This is a genomic window from Cellulomonas timonensis, from assembly GCF_900046455.1.
Classification (GTDB): Bacteria; Actinomycetota; Actinomycetes; order Actinomycetales; family Cellulomonadaceae; genus Cellulomonas_A; species Cellulomonas_A timonensis.
Window position 1 is genome coordinate 71,667 of sequence record NZ_FCOT01000010.1, and the last position, 17,210, is coordinate 88,876.

The following is a 17,210-nucleotide window of genomic DNA, read 5'->3' on the forward strand; positions in this document are numbered from 1 at the left end:
GGGTCCTGGGCAGTCGTCGGCGGGGACGGGAGCAGTCCCGTCCCCGCCGGCTCCCGCGATCAGTTCTTGGTCACCTCGTTGAGCAAGGGGACGCTGTTCCACCCGAACGTGACGTTGCTGACGGTGTCCGCCGAGCCGCCGGTGGCGTTGGCGTACCACAGCGGGATCGCCGGGAGGTCGGTGAAGAGCACCTCCTGGACCTTGACGAACTTCTCGTTGGCCTCCTCGATCGAGCCGGCGGCCGCGCCCTCGGCGAGCAGCGTGTCGACCGCGGCGGAGGAGTAGTCACCGTCGTTGGACCCCGCGCCGGTGCCGTAGAGCGGGCCGAGGAAGTTGTAGAGGCCCGGGTAGTCGGCCTGCCATCCCGACCGGAAGGCGCCCGTGATGGTGCGGGCGGTGACCTCCGTGCGCAGGTCCTTGAACGAGGGGAACGGGTTGCCCTCGGCGGAGATGCCCAGGGTGTTGCGCAGCCCGTTGGTCACGGCGTCGACCCATGCCTGGTGGCCGCCATCGGTGTTGTAGCCGATGGTGAACGTCCCGCTGAACGGCGCGATCGCGTCCGCCTCGGCCCACAGCTTCTTGGCCTCCTCCGGGTCGTACTCGAGCACCTCGGAGCCGGTGACCGAGTCCGACCAGCCGTCGATGACGGGCGACGTGAAGTCGGACGCGGGGGTGCGGGTGCCCTGGAAGATCGCCTCGGTGACCTCGGCGCGGTTGATCGCGAGCGAGATGGCCTGGCGGCGGAGCTTGCCCTCCTCGCCGGAGAAGTGGGCGAGGTTCTGCGGGATGGTGAACGACTGGAACACGGCGGCGGGCTGGTTCACCGCGCGGTCGCCCAGCTCGGACTCGTAGGTGCCGAACGCGCTGTCCGGGATCTGGTCGAGCACGTCGAGCTGGCCCGCGAGCAGGTCGTTGTACGCGCCGTCGAGCGTCTCGTAGAACTTGACGACGACGCCGCCGTTCGCGACGGTGCGGTCGCCCGCGTAGTCCGGGTTGGGGACCAGCGACGCCTGGACGTTGTGCTCCCAGGCCCCTTCGCCGTCGAGCTTGTAGAGGCCGTTGCCGACGGGGCTCTCACCGAACGCGTCCATGTCCGCGAACGCAGACTCGGGCAGCGGGTAGAACGCCGAGTAGCCGAGCCGCAGCGGGAAGTCCGACTCCGGCTGCGTCAGGGTCACGGTGAACGTGGTGTCGTCGACGACCTTGAGGCCCGTGAGGTCGGAGTCCACGTCGTAGGAGAAGCCCTCGATGGGCTCGAAGAAGTAGCTGGAGAGCTGCTCGTTGCTGAGCTTGGCGCCGTAGTTCCAGGCGTCGACGAAGCTGCTCGAGGTGACGGGCTCGCCGTTGGAGAACGTCCAACCCTCCTTGAGGGTGATCGTGAAGGTCTGCGCGTCCTCGGTCTCGATGGACTCGGCCACCTCGTTGACGGCCTTGCCGTCGGCCTCGTAGTGCACGAGGCCGGAGAACATCAGGTCGAGGATCTTGCCGCCGCCCACCTCGTTGGTGTTGGTGGGGATGAGCGGGTTCTGCGGCTCGCTGCCCCACGCGGTGACGATGCCCTGCGACGTGCCGCCCTCGGTGGTCTCCGCGTCCCCGCTGCCGCCCCCGGTGTCGCTGCACGCGGCGAGGGCGAGGGCCGCCACTGCCGCGAGGCCGACGATGCGCTTGATCTTCACTGTTCCTCCTGGAGGGTCACGTGCGAGGGGTGACGACGGGAGCCGGGGTGGCCGCTCTCGCTCAACGAGTGGACATTACGGTCCTGCTGTCGCATTGATGACGCTTCGTCGTAATCGTTATTGGAGCGATACCGCCCGGTAACACCCTGGTAGCGCGACCACTTCGTCCGCTCTCACGCAGTCGACGCCATCGGCGACCTGGATGCCCTCTATGTCCTATCAGTGCGCAGGGCCGATGACCAGGCCCTCATCGTCAGGAGAGCTCGCGCGCACCCGGCTCGACCACATGCGCCCGTGTGAATCGGACCTCGTCGCCGAACCGCGGCCGCCGCAGTCGGTACGGCTCGCAGTCCACCCGCCCCACGAGCCAGCCCTCGTCGGCCTCCTCGCCGACCTCCACGACGCGCACCCACAACCGCTCCACCGCACTGGGCCACACCCGCTCGAATCCGAGCTTGACCACGCTGCCCTCGTGCAGCGGCAGAGCGGCGCCCTCGCTCGGCTCACCCGCGGCAACGCCCTCCGCCGTCCAGAGCACCGGCGCGTCGTGCCGGACGGCCCTCAGCAGTCGCCACGGGAAGAGCAACCTCCCGACCACATCACCGCGCTGGCGGCGGCTTCGCCCGGCTCTGCTCATGGCGTGAGAATAGGCGCGAGTCGCCCCGAACACGCCCACACGCCATGAACCCGGGCGGCGGGCTCAGGGACGGCTCTCACAACCGATGCCGTCTCCGTTTGTCCGTGGTGCCGGGCACGGTGTCCGCCACGTCCGCGCTGGGGGACGGCGAACGACTGTGGCCGAGCCTCCACGGTCTCGTCGGAGCCAACGGAGGCGCCGCTGGGCTCGATGCGCGCACTCGCTCCCCTGCGTCTGCGGCCTACCATGCCGCTCATGCGACTCGAGTTCGAGGCTGTGCTCTTCGACATCGACGGGACCCTGGTCGACTCCACCCCCGTGGTGGAGCGGACCTGGAGGACTTGGGCGTCCCGCCGTGACGTGAACGTGGCGGAGCTCCTCAGCGTCTGCCACGGACGACGGACCGAGGACACTGTCTCGTTGTTCCTGCCCGCCGCCGAACAGGCAGCCGCCGTGGCCGAACTGGAGCAGCTGGAACTGGCAGACCTGGACGACGTCATGGCGTTGCCCGGCAGCGGCGCTCTCCTGCCGCAGCTGCCCTCAGATCGATGGGCCGCCGTCACCTCGGGCTCCCAGCAACTGATGCGCGCACGCCTCGCCGCTGCCGGGCTGCCGGCGCCCGACGTGCTCATCGCCGCCGAGGACGTCAGCGCGGGAAAGCCTGACCCGGAGGGCTACCTGAAGGCGGCCGCCGCCCTGGGCGTGGAGGTCCACCGAAGTCTCGTCATCGAGGACGCGCCAGCAGGGATCCGCGCCGGACGCGCGGCCGGCGCGTGGACGCTCGCCGTTGCCACATCGCACCAGGTCGCCGACCTTGAGTCAGCTGATGCCGTCGTCGACGACTTGACCGCTCTGTCCATCGAACCGGGGGACAGTGGACTCGTCGTCACGATCGACTACAGCCGCCTCCGAGACCCGGGTCGGGGACACAGCGCTTGACGGACATGTCCACGTGGCAGAGGCGCCGGTCATCCGACCACGAGCATCCTCGCGCTACAGATCACGCCGTCACGGTCGAGGCGTGTGGCGCAGCCAGCATCTCTGGCGTACTAGGACGTCGGCCGTGCGCCGCGCTCGGCCGCGACGAGCTCGCGCAGCGCCGGCGCCACCTCCTGGCCGAACCGCGCAAGTGCGGCCGGGTCGTCGCTCTGCAGGATGTACGCGCTGAACCCGTGCTCAAGGGTGAGGGCGGCCAGGTGCTCGACCCACCGCTCCGGCGGCCCGGACAGCGGCCCCTCTCCCTCGGCTCCGAACGTGCCACTGATGTTCACCAGGCGCCGCACCGCGACGGGCTCCCGGCCGGCCGCGAGCGCCGCCTCGTCGATCGTCGCGTTCGCGGCGGCGATCTCCGCGGGCGCGATGCGGCCCATCGACGGCAGCCACCCGTCGGCCTTGCGCCCGGTCAGGCGCAGCATGCGCGGCTTGAGGGCGCCGAGCCAGATGTCGATGCGGTGCGCGGGCGCCGGCCCCCGCTTCGCGCCGTCGACATGGTGGTGGGAGCCGTCGACCCGCAGCCGGGATCGGTCGCCCGCGTCCCAGACGCCGCGGATCACGTCGAGGGCCTCGCTCAGGGCGCCGACGGCCTCGCCGGGGCTGAGCCGCTGGCCGCCCATGGCCTCGATGGCGTCCCAGAACGCCCCGGCGCCCAGCCCGAGCTCGACACGCCCACCGCTGAGCAGGTCGAGGCTCGCGACGGAGCGGGCTAGCACCGCGGGCTGCCGCAGCGGGAGGTTGAGCACGTTGCCGGCCAGGTGGATGCGCTGGGTGCGGGCCGCGACGTAGGACATCAGCGTCCAGGTGTCGAGGAACGCCGGCTGGTACGGGTGGTCCTGGAACGTCGCGAGGTCCAGGCCGGCGCGCTCCGACTCCTGGGCCAGCACCACCGCCTGCTGGGGGTCGGCGTTGACCGGGGTGAGGAAGGAGCCGAACAGGAGGTCGTGGCCGTAGTCAGGCATGCGCCTGCTCCTTCATCGCCGCGACGTCGATCAGCACCTCGGCTGCCCGGCGGGCCTGCGCGGCCGCGTCGGGGGCGCCGGCGATCGCGGCGGTGGTCTGCGCGCCCTCGGCGAGGATCGCGAGCTGCGCGGCGAGCTCGGGCGTGCCACCGGCGTCGGCGACCAGCCGGGCGACGTACTCCTGGAACGACTGCTTGTGGGCGCGGGTCTCCGCGGCGACGACCACGGAGGTGCCGCCCAGCTCGGCGAAGGTGTTGATGAAGCCGCAGCCGCGGAACCCGTCGTCGGCGAACCAGTCCGCGAGGTAGTCGAAGACCGCCAGCAGCCGCGCACGCGGGCCGACCTCCTGGCCCACCCTGCCCTCGACGCCGTCGGACCAGAGCCGATGGCGGCGTTGGAGCACGGCCAGGACGATGTCCGACTTCGAGGGGAACAGCGCGTACAGCGCCTTGAGGGACACGCCGGCGGCGGTGCGCAGCTCGTCCATGCCCACAGCTTGGATGCCGCGCGCGTAGTAGAGGCGGTCAGCGGCCTCCACGACTCGGGCACGGGTCTCTTGCTCGTTCATCACGCCATAGTACTTGCCAAGAGAACGTGCGTTCTCTACGGTGGTGACCACAGCAGAGAACGATCGTTCTCTCAGTCCCAGAGAGCAGGGGTCCATGGGCTACATCACTGTCGGAACCGAGAACAGCACGAGCATCGACCTGTACTACGAGGACCACGGCGCAGGCCAGCCGGTCGTGCTGATCCACGGCTACCCGCTCAACGGCGACTCCTGGGAGAAGCAGACCGCCGCCCTGCTCGACGCCGGCTACCGCGTCATCACCTACGACCGCCGCGGCTTCGGCCGCTCGAGCCGCCCCACCGAGGGCTACGACTACGACACGTTCGCCGCTGACCTGAACACCCTGCTCGAGACCCTGGACCTCCGCGACGCCGTGCTCGTCGGCTTCTCGATGGGCACCGGCGAGGTCGGCCGCTACCTGGGCTCCTACGGCTCAGAGCGGATCGCCAAGGCGGCGTTCCTCGGCTCGCTCGAGCCCTTCCTGCTCCAGACCCCTGACAACCCCACAGGCGTCCCGCAGGAGGTCTTCGACGGCCTCCTCGCCGCCGTCAAGGCGGACCGGTACGCGTTCTTCACCGAGTTCTTCACCAACTTCTTCAACACCGACGAGTTCCTGGGCAACCGCCTGAGCGAAGAGGCGCTGCGCGCGAGCTGGGACGTCGCGTCCACCGCGAGCCCGCACGCCTCAGTCGCCGCGCACCCGACGTGGCTCACGGACTTCCGTGGCGACGTCGCCAAGATCGACGTCCCGGCGCTGATCGTGCACGGCACCGCCGACCGCATCCTGCCGATCGACGCCACTGGCCGGCTGTTCGCCAAGTCGCTCCCGGCAGCCGACTACGTGGAGATCGAGGGCGCGCCGCACGGCCTGCTGTGGACCCACGGCGCCGAGGTCAACGAGGCGCTCCTCGCGTTCCTCGCCAAGTAGCAGGAGGCCGGGCCCTGCCCGGCCATGAGCGCACGGCGACCACCGCACCGCAGCCGCGGCCGGTGGTCGTCGTGCGTGCCCCGTCGCGCGTCGGCCGCCCCGCGCCCGCGCGACACACCGCCTCCCAGGAAAACGACTCACGCTGGTCGCCGATCCAGAAGGGGGAAGCACGTGACTCGACGACTGACGTTCCTGACAGCCGTGCTCGGCTGTCTCGCCATCCTGTTCGGATGGGTGGTGGGCTTCGACGGCGCCGCCGCCGAACGACTCCGCCAGGCCTCCGGGGCCGGGGCCGCATCCCGCACGACGGCCCCCACCGACGCCGGAGCCGATGACACCACCTCCGATGACGCGTCCCCCGACGCGTCGTCGGCGCAGCCTGAGGCGTCCACCGAGGGCGACGCGTCGGAGGGCGCCGCCGCGCCCCAGGACGGGCAGTCGCAGGACGAGCAGTGGCGCGGGTACTGGGTGGACAGCTTCAACGAGGGCATCTCCACCCCGGACGAGGTGCGCCAGATGGTCGCCGACGCGCAGGCCGTGGGCGCCAACGCCCTCGTCGTGCAGGTGGCCCGCTGGTACGACTGCTTCTGCGACGACTCGACGCTCCCCCGCACCGACGCCGACCTCGACCCCGGGTACGACCCGCTCGAGGAGGTCGTGGACCAGGCCCACGCCGCGGGCCTCGAGGTGCACGCGTGGGTGAACGCCACCACCATGTGGAGCCGCAGCACCCCGCCCGAGTCCGCTGACCACGTCTACAACACGAACGGCTTCTCGGCCTCGGGCTCCGACCGGTGGCTGAACAAGCGCAACGACGGCGTCGAGAAGATCGGCACCATGTCGTACGTCGACCCCGCCAACCCGGCGGCCGTGGACTACCTCGTCGACGGCGTCGTCTCCATCGCGGAGAACTACGACATCGACGGCGTGAACCTCGACTACATCCGCTACCCGGACGACTCCGCGAACAGCAACGCGAACGACTGGGGCTACTCGGAGACGTCGCTGGCGCGCTTCGCGGCTGAGACCGGCCGCACCGACGTGCCCGCGCCGAACGACCAGCAGTTCAGCGACTGGCGGCGCGACCAGGTCACCAACATGGTGCGCAAGGTCTACCTCGGCCTGTACCAGAACGACCCGACCGACCGGCTCAGCGTGAACACCGTCACCTACGGCGACGGGCCGATCACCGTGGGCGCCTGGGAGTCCACGCAGCCGTACCTCGGCGTGCTGCAGGACTGGAAGGGCTGGCTGGAGGACGGCATCGTCGACACCGTCATGACGATGAACTACAAGAGCCACTCCAGCGCCAACTCGCTGCGCCGCTTCGACGAGTGGAACGCCGCGCTGGTGGAGTACCAGGCTGGCCGGCACGTCGTCGCCGGGCCCGGGCTGTACCTGAACGACGTCGCCGAGAACGTGGCCCAGGCGCAGCGCGTCGACGACCTGGGGCTGGGCTGGAACGGCTACAGCTACGCCAACGCGACCGACACCGCCGCCGACTCGAGCGACGTGGCCGTGGACCGCGCCGAGCGCGCCGCGCTGACCAGCGCGCTGCGCTCCGGGGTGTTCGCGGACAACCCCACAGTGCCCGAGATGACGTGGAAGACCGACCCGTCCACGGGCCTCGTGTCCGGGACCGTCGACCTGCAGGACGGCGGGCCGGTGGACGTCGTGCTGCAGCGCACCGACGGATCGGGCGAGCAGGTCGTGGCCCGCACCGACGCCACGGGCTGGTTCGGCGCCACGGAGCTCGAGCCCGGCACGTATGAGGTGCATGCGGGCGGGTCCGACGCGACGGTCCACGTCCAGAAGGGCGAAGTCGCCGAGGTGCGGCTCAATGCCGCAGGCGACTGACGGCCTTCCGCGCCTCCTCCACCCACAGCACGGCTGACGCCACCGCCACCGCGACGAGCCACTGGCCACCGGTCAGCGCGGTGGTGGTGAAGAAGCCCTGCAGCGCGGGCGTCTGCACGACCAGCACCTGCAGCACCACGATCGCCGCCAGCGCCAGCCACAGCGCGCGGTTGGTGAACGTGGCGCGGGTGAAGACGCTGGCCTCGCGGCTGCGCACGTTCAGCAGGTTGAACACCTGCGAGAACACGAACGTGGTGAAGGCGAGGGTGCCCGCGGTGGTGGCGACATCGGCCTGGGGCTCGGGGCCGGGCGCCAGCTCCAGCACCGCGAGGGCGCCGATCGCCATCACGAGCGCGGACAGCGTGATGCGCAGGATGCGCGGCCCGGTGAGGATGCGCTCGCCCACCGCCCGTGGTGGGCGGCGCATCACCCCGGGGTCGGGCCGGTCCAGGCCCAGCGCCATCGCGGGCGGGCCGTCCATGATGATGTTGACCCACAGCACCTGCAGCGCGGTGAACGGCGCCCCTCCCGCGATCCCGATGGCGCCCGCCACGAGGAAGATCAGCACGAAGCCCCACGACGTGGCGATCTGGAAGCGCACGAACTTCACGACGTTGTCGTAGATCCCGCGCCCCTCGCGCACGGCGGCGACGATGGTCGCGAAGTTGTCGTCGGTGAGGATCATCGACGCCGCGCCCTTGGAGACCTCGGTGCCGGTGATCCCCATCGCGATGCCGATGTCGGCCTGCTTGAGCGCGGGGGCGTCGTTCACGCCGTCCCCGGTCATGGCCACCACCGAGCCGTCGGCGCGCAGCCCGTCGACCAGGCGGATCTTGTGCTCGGGGCTCACCCGGGCGATGACGCCGAAGCCGCGGGCGCGCTCGGCGAGCTGGGTGTCGTCGAGGTCGTCGAGCACCGCCCCGGAGACCGCCTCGCCCTCGATGCCCAGGTCGCGGGCGATCGCCGAGGCGGTGCCGACGTGGTCGCCGGTGATCATGTGCACGCTGATGCCGGCCTCGCGGGCCTCCGCGATCGCCGCGCGCGCCTCGGGGCGCGGCGGGTCGACGATCCCGACGAGGGCCAGCAGCGTCAGCCCGTCGACATGGCGGGCGAGGTCCTCGACGTCGAGCGAGCCGATGGCCTCGGGGTCGATCTCCGAGGCGGGCACGTCCCCTGCCGCGACGGCCATGCCGCGCAGCCCGCGGGAGCCGATCTGCTCGGTCAGGGCGGCGAGGCGCTCACGCTGCGCCTCGTCGAGCGGGACCTTCCCCGTCGGGGTGTCCAGCCACGCGCAGCGGGCCAGCACCACGTCCGGGCCTCCCTTGACGAACAGCCGCGCTCCGCTCTCGCCCGGGACCAGCCCTTCTGCCCAGGCGGCCAGGGTCGCCTGGGCCTCGGCGTCTGCGGGGGCCTCGCCGCGCACGGCCGCCCACGGGTGGAACGTCGCCATGTACTTGCGGTCGGAGTCGAACGGGATCTCCGCGACCCGGGGCCAGGCGCGGCGCGCGGCGTCCACGTCGAGCCCGCCCTTGGCGGCGAGCACCACGAGGGCGCCCTCGGTGGGGTCGCCCACCAGCTCGCCGTCACGCAGCACCGCCTCGCTCGCCAGGGCCATGCCCAGCAGCGCGCGGCGCACGTCCGGCGCGGGGCCCTCGCCCGTCACCTCGAGCGCACCGTCGGTGGAATAGCCCTCCCCCGTCACCTCGAAGAGCCGCTGCCCGGCGAACAGCTCACGGGCCGTCATCTGGTTGAGGGTCAGCGTGCCGGTCTTGTCGGTCGCGATGTGCTGGGTCGAGCCGAGCGTCTCCACGGAGGACAGCCGCTTGAGGATCGCGCCCTGCCGCGCGAGCCGCCCCGCGCCCATCGCGAGGGTGAAGGTGACGACGGCCGTCAGCCCCTCGGGGATCGTCGCGACGGCCAGCGCCACAGCCGTCAGGAACAGGTCGGCGGGCGCCCCGCCCCGCAGCAGGCCGAGCGCGAAGACGATGACGATGACGACGCCGGCGATGACGCTGAGGAACGTCGCGAGCTGGGCGATCTGCCGTTGCAGCGGCGTGGTCTCCCGCCCGGCCGAGCTGAGCAGCCCCGCGACGCGGCCGATCTCGGTGCGCATGCCGGTGGCCGTGACGAGCAGCGCGCCGCGCCCACGGGTGACGGCGGTGCTCATGTAGGCCATGTCGGTGCGGTCGCCGAGGCTCGCGGCAGGGTCGCCCAGCGCGGACACGTCCTTGCTGACCGGCGCCGACTCCCCGGTGAGGGCCGACTCCTGCACCTCCAGGCCCGCCGCCTCGATCAGCCGCCCGTCAGCCGGGACGACATCGCCCGGCTCCAGCAGCACGACGTCCCCGGGCACGAGCCCGTCGGCCTCGACCTGCTCGACCCGCCCGTCCCGGCGCACTGTCGCGCGCGTGACGGTCATGTCCTGCAGCGCGCGGAGGCTGTTCTCGGCCCGGCGCTCCTGGACCAGGTTGAGGATCGCGTTGAAGACGACCACCACGAGGATGACGATGGGCGTCTCGAGCTCACGGGACACCACCGCGCTGACCACCGCCGCGGCCAGCAGCACGAGCGTCATCGGCTCGACCAGGAGGGCCAGGACCTTGCGCCACGCCGGCGTCGGGGGCGCCTGCTCGAGCTGGTTGGGGCCGACGTCCGCCAGCCGTCGGGCGATCTCAGGGCCGTCCAGGCCTCGTCGGGGATCGACGGCGAGCGCGGTCTTGGCCTCGTCGATCGTCAGGACGTGCCACGAACGGGCGTCCCCTGACGTCGTGTCGGCTGTGGCGATGGGGTCTGCCTCGGGCATCTGCCCATCCTCGCATCGCGCCTCGTCGCACGCGGACCCGGCGCCGCGCCGCGGGAGGACGGCCCGGCCACCGGTCGCCGCGCGCACTCGCGGGGCGTAGCGTGGTGAGGTCCATTCGGACCGGGGTGGACGAGCCGAGAGCGCGGCCTCGGACCCTGCGGTTGTCCCGGCGGCCTCGGCTCCCGCACTCCTGAGGAGGCCGGCTGATGAGCACCCCGATGGACCCCCACGACCAGCCCCCCGCCTACCGGCCAGAGCCCCACGGCTCCAGCGCGGCGCGCATCGGCGACGGCTCCAGCGCGGCGCGCATCGGCGACGCGGTGGTGGAGCGCGAGCGGGAGCGGTTCGGCGGCGTCAAGGTGGGCTCCGCATTCTTCGGATGGCTCACCGCGACGGGCACGGTCGTGCTGCTGACCGCCATCGTGGCGGCTGTGGGCATCGCGATCGGCGCGGCCAGCAACACCGACATCGACGCGGCGACGGACCAGGCCGCCGCCGATCCGACGACCGTCGGGATCGTCTCCGGCATCCTCCTGTTGCTGGTCGTCCTGGTGGCCTACTACTGCGGCGGGTATGTGGCCGGGCGGATGGCGCGCTTCAACGGCGCGCGGCAGGGCGTCGCCGTGTGGCTGTGGGCCGTGGTGCTGTCGGTGGCGGTGGCCGTCCTCACAGCGATCGCCGGCGCCCGCTACAACGTGCTGGCGGAGCTGAACGGCGTTCCCACGGTGCCACTGGACGAGGGTTCCCTCACGTTCGCGGGGGTGGTCGCGCTGGTCGTGATCGCGGTGGCGAGCCTGGTGGGCTCGGTGCTGGGCGGCATGGGAGGCATGCGGTTCCACCGCAGGGTGGACCGGTTCGGCTTCAGCCGCTGAGTTGATACCCCCGGGGGTATATAGTCGGGGTGTGGACCAGCACCTGACCCCCCGCTCCAACCCCGTCCCCGACGGCGGCGCCGCCCGCCGGATCGTCATCGTCGGCGGCGTCGCCGGCGGCATGAGCGCCGCCGCGCGCGCCCGTCGCAACGACGAGCGCGCCGAGATCATCGTGCTCGAGAAGTCTGAGCACGTGTCGTTCGCGAACTGCGGCCTGCCGTACCACCTGTCCGGCGAGATCGAGCGCCGCGACGACCTGCTGCTGCACACGCCCCAGTCGCTCGCCGACGCCCTCGCCCTCGACGTGCGGACCCGTCACGAGGCCGTCTCGGTGGACCCGGCGGCCCGCACCGTCACCGTCCGCGACCCGCACGGCGAGCACCAGCTCGGCTACGACGCGCTGCTGCTCGCGCCGGGCGGCGTCGCCGTGCGGCCCCCGATCGACGGCCTCGACCACCCCGCCGTGCACACCCTGCGGACGATCCCGGACGTCGACGCGCTGCGCGCCGAGGTCGATCGGATCACCGCCGCGCAGGCGCCAGGCGCCACCCCGCGCGCCGTCGTGGTGGGCGCCGGGTTCATCGGCCTCGAGGCGGTGGAGGCGCTCACCGCACGAGGGGTGCGCGTCGACCTGGTGGAACTGGCCCACCACGTGCTGCCCCCGCTCGACGCCGAGCTCGCGCCGCTGCTGGCCGACGAGCTCGCCGATCACGGCGTCAGCCTGCACCTCGGCGTCTCGGCCCAGTCGGTCCATCCCGCCGCCGACGGCCACCGCGTCACCGTGGCCCTGTCCGACGGCACGCGGCTCGCCGCCGACCTCGTCGTGGTGAACGTCGGGGTGCGCCCCGCCGGCGACCTCGCCCGTGAGGCGGGCCTCGACACCGGCCCCACCGGCGCCATCACAGTCGACGCGGACCAGCGCACCTCCGACCCGCATATCTGGGCCGTGGGCGACGCGGTCGAGGTGGTGCACGCCGTCACCGGCGCCGTCGGGCCCGTCCCGCTGGCCGGCCCCGCCAACCGCCAGGGCCGCCGCGCCGCCGACTCCATCACCGGGCGCCGCACCACCCCCCAGGCGGCAGTCCTCGGGACCGCCATCGTGCGGGTCTTCGGGCTCACCGCGGCCGTCACCGGCGCCAGCCAGGCCACGCTGCGCCAGGCGGGCATCGCGCATGAGGTGGTGCACCTGCACCCCGCGCACCACGCCGGCTACTACCCCGGCGCCGAGACGATGCACCTGACGGCCTCGTTCGCGCCCGACGGCCGCCTGCTGGGCGCCCAGGCCGTGGGCCGGTCCGGGGTGGACAAGCGCATCGACGTGCTCGCCACCGCGCTGCGCGCCGAGATGACCGCAGACGACCTGGCCGAGCTCGAGCTCGCCTACGCCCCGCCGTACGGCTCCGCCAAGGACCCCGTGAACATGCTGGGATTCGTGGCGCAGAACGTGCTGAGCGGCGCCATGCCGCAGTGGCAGGCCTGGGACCTCGACGAGGCGCTGCGCACCAGCCTGGTGCTGGACGTGCGCTCCGCCGCGGAGTTCGCGGCCGGCCATCTGGACGGCGCGCTGAACATCCCGCACACCGAGTTGCGCGCACGCCTGGACGAGGTGCTCGCGGCCGCCGACGGCCGCCCGGTGAAGGTGCACTGCGCGAGCGGCGTCCGCTCCTACCTGGCCACCCGCATCCTGCTGGCGCATGGCGTGGACGCCCGCAACCTGTCAGGCGGCTGGCTCACCCTCGACGCTGTCCGCCGCGCCACCCCCTGGCAGGCCGCCGGCGGCGCCGTGCGTCGCTGACCTTCCCCACACCTCCCCCATCCGCACCACCGAAGGAGTTCCCCATGTGCTTCCCCGTCCCCTGCGCCACCTGCGGCAAGACGACGTGGGACGGCTGCGGCCTGCATGTCGACGACGTGATGTCCCAGGTCACGCCCGATCAGCGGTGCGCGTGCCGTCGCTGAGCGACACCCCCGCCGGTACCCACCGGGGTATCGTGCCCAGCAGTCACCGAGGAGGAACCGCCATGGAGCTCGACAGGGACGAGATGGCCAAGGTCAGCAACCGGCTCAAGCGCGCCCAGGGGCAGCTCAACGCCGTGGTGCGGATGCTCGACGAGGGCCGGGACTGCGAGGACGTCGTCACCCAGCTCTCCGCCGTGTCCCGCGCCCTGGACCGCGCCGGATTCGCGATCATCGCCTCGGGCATGCGGCAGTGCATGACGAAGACCGACGAGGGCGAGCAGACGCTAGACGTGCAGAAGCTGGAGAAGCTCTTCCTCTCGCTGGCCTGACCCCGCCCTAGACCCGTTCGAGCAGGGTCAGCACCTCGTAGTGCGCCGTCTGCGGGAACATGTCGAGCACCTGCGCCTGGCGTGGGCGCAGCGACGGCATCAACGCGAGGTCGCGGGCCAGCGACCCCGCATGGCAGCTCGAGTACACGACGTGCTGCGCCGAGGACTCCTCGAGCCAGCGGCTGAGGTCCTCGCCGAGCCCGCGCCGGGGCGGGTTCACCACGACCAGGTCGGGCGCCCGCTCCGCCGCGAGCGCGAACGCCGTCGCGTCGCCGGCCTGGAACGTCACCCGGTCCAGGCCGGCCTCCTGCGCGCTGAGCCGCGCGCTCGCCACTGCCTCCACGCTGGTCTCGATGCCCACCACCTCGCGCTCGGGCTCGGCGACGTGCAGCGCGAACCCGCCGACCCCGCAGTACAAGTCCCACACCGAGGCGGGCGACTTCTCGGCCACCCACGCGGCGGCCTGACGGTAGAGCGCCGCGGCGACGTCGGTGTTCGTCTGGAAGAAGCTCTGCGGGCGCAGGTGCAGGTCGACGCCGCCCAGGCGCATCCGCAGCGTCTGCTGCTCGGTGAGCACGATCTCCCGCTCACCCTCGACCGTCGCCTTGTGCTCGGGGTGCAGGTTCACGGACACGACCGCCAGCCGCGGCAAGGCCGACTGCAACCACGGCAGGTGCTTGCGGATCCGGGCGACCGACTCCTGCGAGCGCAGCACCAGCCGCAGCATGAGCTCGCCGTCGGGCGACTCGGTGACCAGCAGGTACTTCAGCTCGCCGGTGCGCTGGGGCACGCTGTACGGCGCGATGCCGGCGCGCGCCACGAACTCGGCCAGCACCGGGAACGCCGCCCGCAGTCCCGGGGTGTACAGCCCGCAGAGGCGCAGGTCCACCCCGCGCCCGTCGGCGTCGAGGATGCCCAGCGTCGGATCGTGCGCGTCGCCGCCCACCACCAGCTTCGCCTTGTTGCGGAAGCCCGACTCGGGGCTGGAGACCGGGGGCAGCCACTGCAGGCCCTCGGGGCGCCCGAGGGCGAGGTCGGCGTGGCGCTGCTTGCCCGCGAGCTGCTCGGCGTACGGCTGCCCCATCAACGTGCAGGAGCGGCACTGCGCTGCGGCGAAGTACGAGCAGTGCATGGGCGCGAGCCTACGTGACCGACCCGGGAGCCCTGGACGGCTCCGCCAGCCGCCCGACGAGCGTGAACGGGGCGCTCACCACGCCCCGCGGCGTCCGCACGGCGTACCGGGTGCGCCCACGCTTCTCGATCACCCCGACCAGGCCCGCGTACTTGCCGCCGCCGAGCAGCCGCACCCTCTCCCCCGGCGCCAGGTCGGCCGTGGCGCCCGGCATGCCCGTCAGCCCGCCAGCAGCGCTGCGCGCCGCGGCCCGGACATGCGCCAACTCCGCCACGTACGCCGGGTGCATCGGCGCCGGCTGGCCCCGCAGCGTCCACGTGTACAACGCGTCCAGGTCCAGCGTCGGCGAGCACGTCGGGCAGGGCCGCACCCGCACCGGCCGCCGGTGCACGCTCATGCGATGCCCGGCCGGGCACACCCCCACCCACGGCCCCTCGACCTTCGGGGCGTCGGACGGCACACACCGCTCGCCGCTGCCGCCGACCCGCACAGCCGTCGCCCGCCACACCGCGTCATGCCCGTGCCCTGGCCCCACGAGCGCGTGGGCGATCTCATGCAGCACCGTGTCGCGGACCTGCTCCGCCGAGTGCAGCGCCGTCAGCTCACGCGACAGCCCGATCTCACGCCGCCCCGCCCGGCACACCCCGGCCCGCGTCTTGGCCCGGTCGAGCACCAGGGTCCAGCGCTTCAGGCCGTGCTCCGCCATCAGGCCCCGCGCCATGCGCTGGGCCTCCACCACGTCCACCCCGCCCTCAGAGCGTCGGGATGACCTGCTCGCGCACCTGCTTGCGGAGCACCTTGCCGAGCATCGAACGGGGCGTGTCCTGGATCTGCACCACGCGTCGCGGCACCTTGTAGGCGGCCAGCCGCTCACGGCAGAACGCCCGCAGCGCCTCCTCGTCGAGCGCGACGCCCGGCTCCAGCTCCACGGCCGCGACGACCATCTCACCGCCCCGCTCGAGCGGCTTGCCGATCACCGCGACGTCCGCGACGTCCGGGTGCAGCCGCAGCACGGCCTCCACCTCCGACGGGGAGACGTTGAAGCCGCCCGTGATGATGATCTCCTTGGCGCGGTCCACGATCGTCGTGAAGCCGTCCTCGTCCACCGTGACGATGTCGCCCGTGCGCAGCCACCCGCCGGGCAGCAGGGTCTTCGCCGTCTCCTCCGGGTTGTTCCAGTAGCCCTGGAACACCTGCGGCCCCTGCAGCAGCAGCTCGCCCGGCTCCCCCTGCGCCACGTCGACAGTCGGGTCGTTCACGTCGACCACGCGCATCGACGTCGACGGGAACGGCACCCCGATGGTGCCCGTGCGACGCGTCGGGTGGAACGGGTTGCCCAGGGCCACCGGCGAGGACTCCGTCATGCCGTAGCCCTCGACCAGCAGGCCGCCCGACACCGACTCCCACAGCTCCACGACGTGCGGCGGCAGGTTCATCGCGCCCGAGATGCAGTACTTGCACGAGCGCAGCGAGACGCCCTTCTCCTTCGCGGCCAGTGCCGTCCGCTCGTAGATGGGCGGCACCGCGCAGTACACCGTCGCCGGAGACTTCTTCATCGCGTCGAGGATGAGGTCCGGGTCGAACTTCGGGAACAGCACGATCAGGGCCTGCTTGCGGATGCCGTACGTCAGGTAGAGCGTCATCCCGAACGCGTGGAACATCGGCAGGATCGCGTAGAAGATCTCCTTGCGGAGCTCCGCGCCGTGCATCCACGCCTCGCCCTGGAGCGCGTTGGAGTACAGGTTGAAGTGCGTGAGCATCGCGCCCTTGGGCAGGCCCGTGGTGCCCGACGTGTACTGGATCGCGGCCAGGTCCTCCACGGACGGGCGCGGGTGCGCGCCGTCGATCGGATCGGCGGAGAGCAGCTTCTCCCACGGGATGGTCCCCGGCGCGGGGGCCGTCAGCGCGTCGCGCGTCGCGCGCAGCTTCTTCACCGGCAGGCCCAGGGCCAGGCGCTTGACCGTCGGGAACGCCTTGAGCAGGTTCACCGAGACGATGTGATCGATCTCCACATCGGCCGGGAACGCCTGGATCGCGGGGACTGCCTTGTCCCAGGCGATCACCACCCGGGCCTGGTGGTCCTCGAAGAGGTGCCGCAGCTCGCGGGACGTGTAGAGCGGGTTGTGCTCCACAGCGATGGCGCCCAGCCGGAGCACCGCGTAGAACGCGATCACGTGCTGCGGGCAGTTCGGCAGCGCCAACGCCACCCGGTCCCCTGCCCTGACTCCGAGCCGGCGCAGCCCCTCCGCCGCCCGTGCGACCTGGTCGCCGAGCTCGGTGTACGTGGTGCGACGACCGAAGAACTCCAACGCCGGATGGCTCCCGCCCTCGGCCACCGAGCGCTCGAACAACGCCACGAGGGACTCGGTGGGCAGGTCGATCTCAGCCGGCACGCCCGGCTGGTAGTTCTTCACCCAGGGGTGCTGCTGGTCAGTCGTCGACATGCGGCCATTGTCTCGCGCCGCGCTGGGCGCTCGTGCGCAACTCGGGGCTC

14 protein-coding genes are annotated in these 17,210 nt (G+C 72.1%); 6 read left to right on the top strand and 8 right to left on the bottom strand.

Annotated features, from left to right (window positions below; genetic code table 11):
- Nucleotides 1-59: 59 nt before the first annotated feature.
- Nucleotides 60-1,676, bottom strand: a complete 1,617-nt coding sequence (locus BN3788_RS03970) for a peptide ABC transporter substrate-binding protein (protein WP_066582537.1) — start codon at nt 1,674-1,676, stop codon at nt 60-62.
- 253 nt (nt 1,677-1,929) lie between these two features.
- Nucleotides 1,930-2,313, bottom strand: coding sequence for a hypothetical protein (locus BN3788_RS03975; RefSeq protein ID WP_147525045.1), 384 nt, complete (start codon nt 2,311-2,313; stop codon nt 1,930-1,932).
- A 255-nt stretch (nt 2,314-2,568) separates the two neighbouring features.
- Here BN3788_RS03975 and BN3788_RS03980 point away from each other — a divergent pair, with 255 nt between their 5' ends.
- Nucleotides 2,569-3,252 (top strand): HAD-IA family hydrolase, encoded by a 684-nt coding sequence (locus BN3788_RS03980; RefSeq protein ID WP_066582800.1) that lies wholly within the window; start codon nt 2,569-2,571, stop codon nt 3,250-3,252.
- Nucleotides 3,253-3,362: 110 nt separating this feature from the next.
- Here the strand turns inward: BN3788_RS03980 and BN3788_RS03985 are convergent, their stop codons facing one another.
- Together BN3788_RS03985 and BN3788_RS03990 are read right to left on the bottom strand one after the other, a co-directional pair.
- A complete protein-coding gene (locus BN3788_RS03985; protein ID WP_066582539.1) occupies nt 3,363-4,268 on the bottom strand; it encodes an LLM class flavin-dependent oxidoreductase in 906 nt (301 codons plus the stop codon).
- Nucleotides 4,261-4,836, bottom strand: coding sequence for a TetR/AcrR family transcriptional regulator (locus BN3788_RS03990; protein ID WP_066582540.1), 576 nt, complete (start codon nt 4,834-4,836; stop codon nt 4,261-4,263). The genes BN3788_RS03985 and BN3788_RS03990 overlap by 8 nt, the downstream gene beginning before the upstream one ends.
- A gap of 94 nt (nt 4,837-4,930) precedes the next feature.
- Between BN3788_RS03990 and BN3788_RS03995 the strand changes: the two genes are divergently transcribed.
- A complete protein-coding gene (locus BN3788_RS03995; protein WP_066582541.1) occupies nt 4,931-5,764 on the top strand; it encodes an alpha/beta fold hydrolase in 834 nt (277 codons plus the stop codon).
- A gap of 171 nt (nt 5,765-5,935) precedes the next feature.
- On the top strand, nt 5,936-7,621 hold the full coding sequence (locus BN3788_RS04000; protein WP_147525046.1) for a family 10 glycosylhydrolase: 1,686 nt from the start codon (nt 5,936-5,938) through the stop codon (nt 7,619-7,621).
- Here BN3788_RS04000 and BN3788_RS04005 read toward each other — a convergent pair.
- Nucleotides 7,602-10,424, bottom strand: coding sequence for a cation-translocating P-type ATPase (locus BN3788_RS04005; protein WP_082812556.1), 2,823 nt, complete (start codon nt 10,422-10,424; stop codon nt 7,602-7,604). The two genes, BN3788_RS04000 and BN3788_RS04005, sit on opposite strands and share 20 nt — an antisense overlap.
- Nucleotides 10,425-10,630: 206 nt before the next feature.
- Here BN3788_RS04005 and BN3788_RS04010 point away from each other — a divergent pair, with 206 nt between their 5' ends.
- The 3 genes from BN3788_RS04010 (at nt 10,631) to BN3788_RS04020 (ending at nt 13,584) form a co-directional block, all read left to right on the top strand.
- Nucleotides 10,631-11,296, top strand: coding sequence for a hypothetical protein (locus BN3788_RS04010; RefSeq protein ID WP_066582543.1), 666 nt, complete (start codon nt 10,631-10,633; stop codon nt 11,294-11,296).
- 31 nt (nt 11,297-11,327) lie between these two features.
- Nucleotides 11,328-13,091 (top strand): FAD-dependent oxidoreductase, encoded by a 1,764-nt coding sequence (locus BN3788_RS04015; RefSeq protein ID WP_082812557.1) that lies wholly within the window; start codon nt 11,328-11,330, stop codon nt 13,089-13,091.
- A gap of 226 nt (nt 13,092-13,317) precedes the next feature.
- A complete protein-coding gene (locus tag BN3788_RS04020) occupies nt 13,318-13,584 on the top strand; it encodes a metal-sensitive transcriptional regulator (protein ID WP_066582544.1) in 267 nt (88 codons plus the stop codon).
- A 7-nt stretch (nt 13,585-13,591) separates the two neighbouring features.
- Here BN3788_RS04020 and rlmC read toward each other — a convergent pair whose 3' ends face one another.
- Genes rlmC through BN3788_RS04035 form a run of 3 tightly spaced genes read right to left on the bottom strand, consistent with a single transcriptional unit; the run spans nt 13,592 to nt 17,160 of the window.
- A complete protein-coding gene (gene rlmC / locus BN3788_RS04025) occupies nt 13,592-14,716 on the bottom strand; it encodes a 23S rRNA (uracil(747)-C(5))-methyltransferase RlmC (protein WP_066582545.1) in 1,125 nt (374 codons plus the stop codon).
- A gap of 10 nt (nt 14,717-14,726) precedes the next feature.
- Nucleotides 14,727-15,461: a SprT-like domain-containing protein gene (locus BN3788_RS04030; RefSeq protein ID WP_066582546.1), complete on the bottom strand. Its 735-nt coding sequence runs from the start codon at nt 15,459-15,461 to the stop codon at nt 14,727-14,729.
- Nucleotides 15,462-15,468: 7 nt separating this feature from the next.
- Nucleotides 15,469-17,160: a long-chain-fatty-acid--CoA ligase gene (locus tag BN3788_RS04035; RefSeq protein ID WP_066582547.1), complete on the bottom strand. Its 1,692-nt coding sequence runs from the start codon at nt 17,158-17,160 to the stop codon at nt 15,469-15,471.
- Nucleotides 17,161-17,210: the final 50 nt, after the last annotated feature.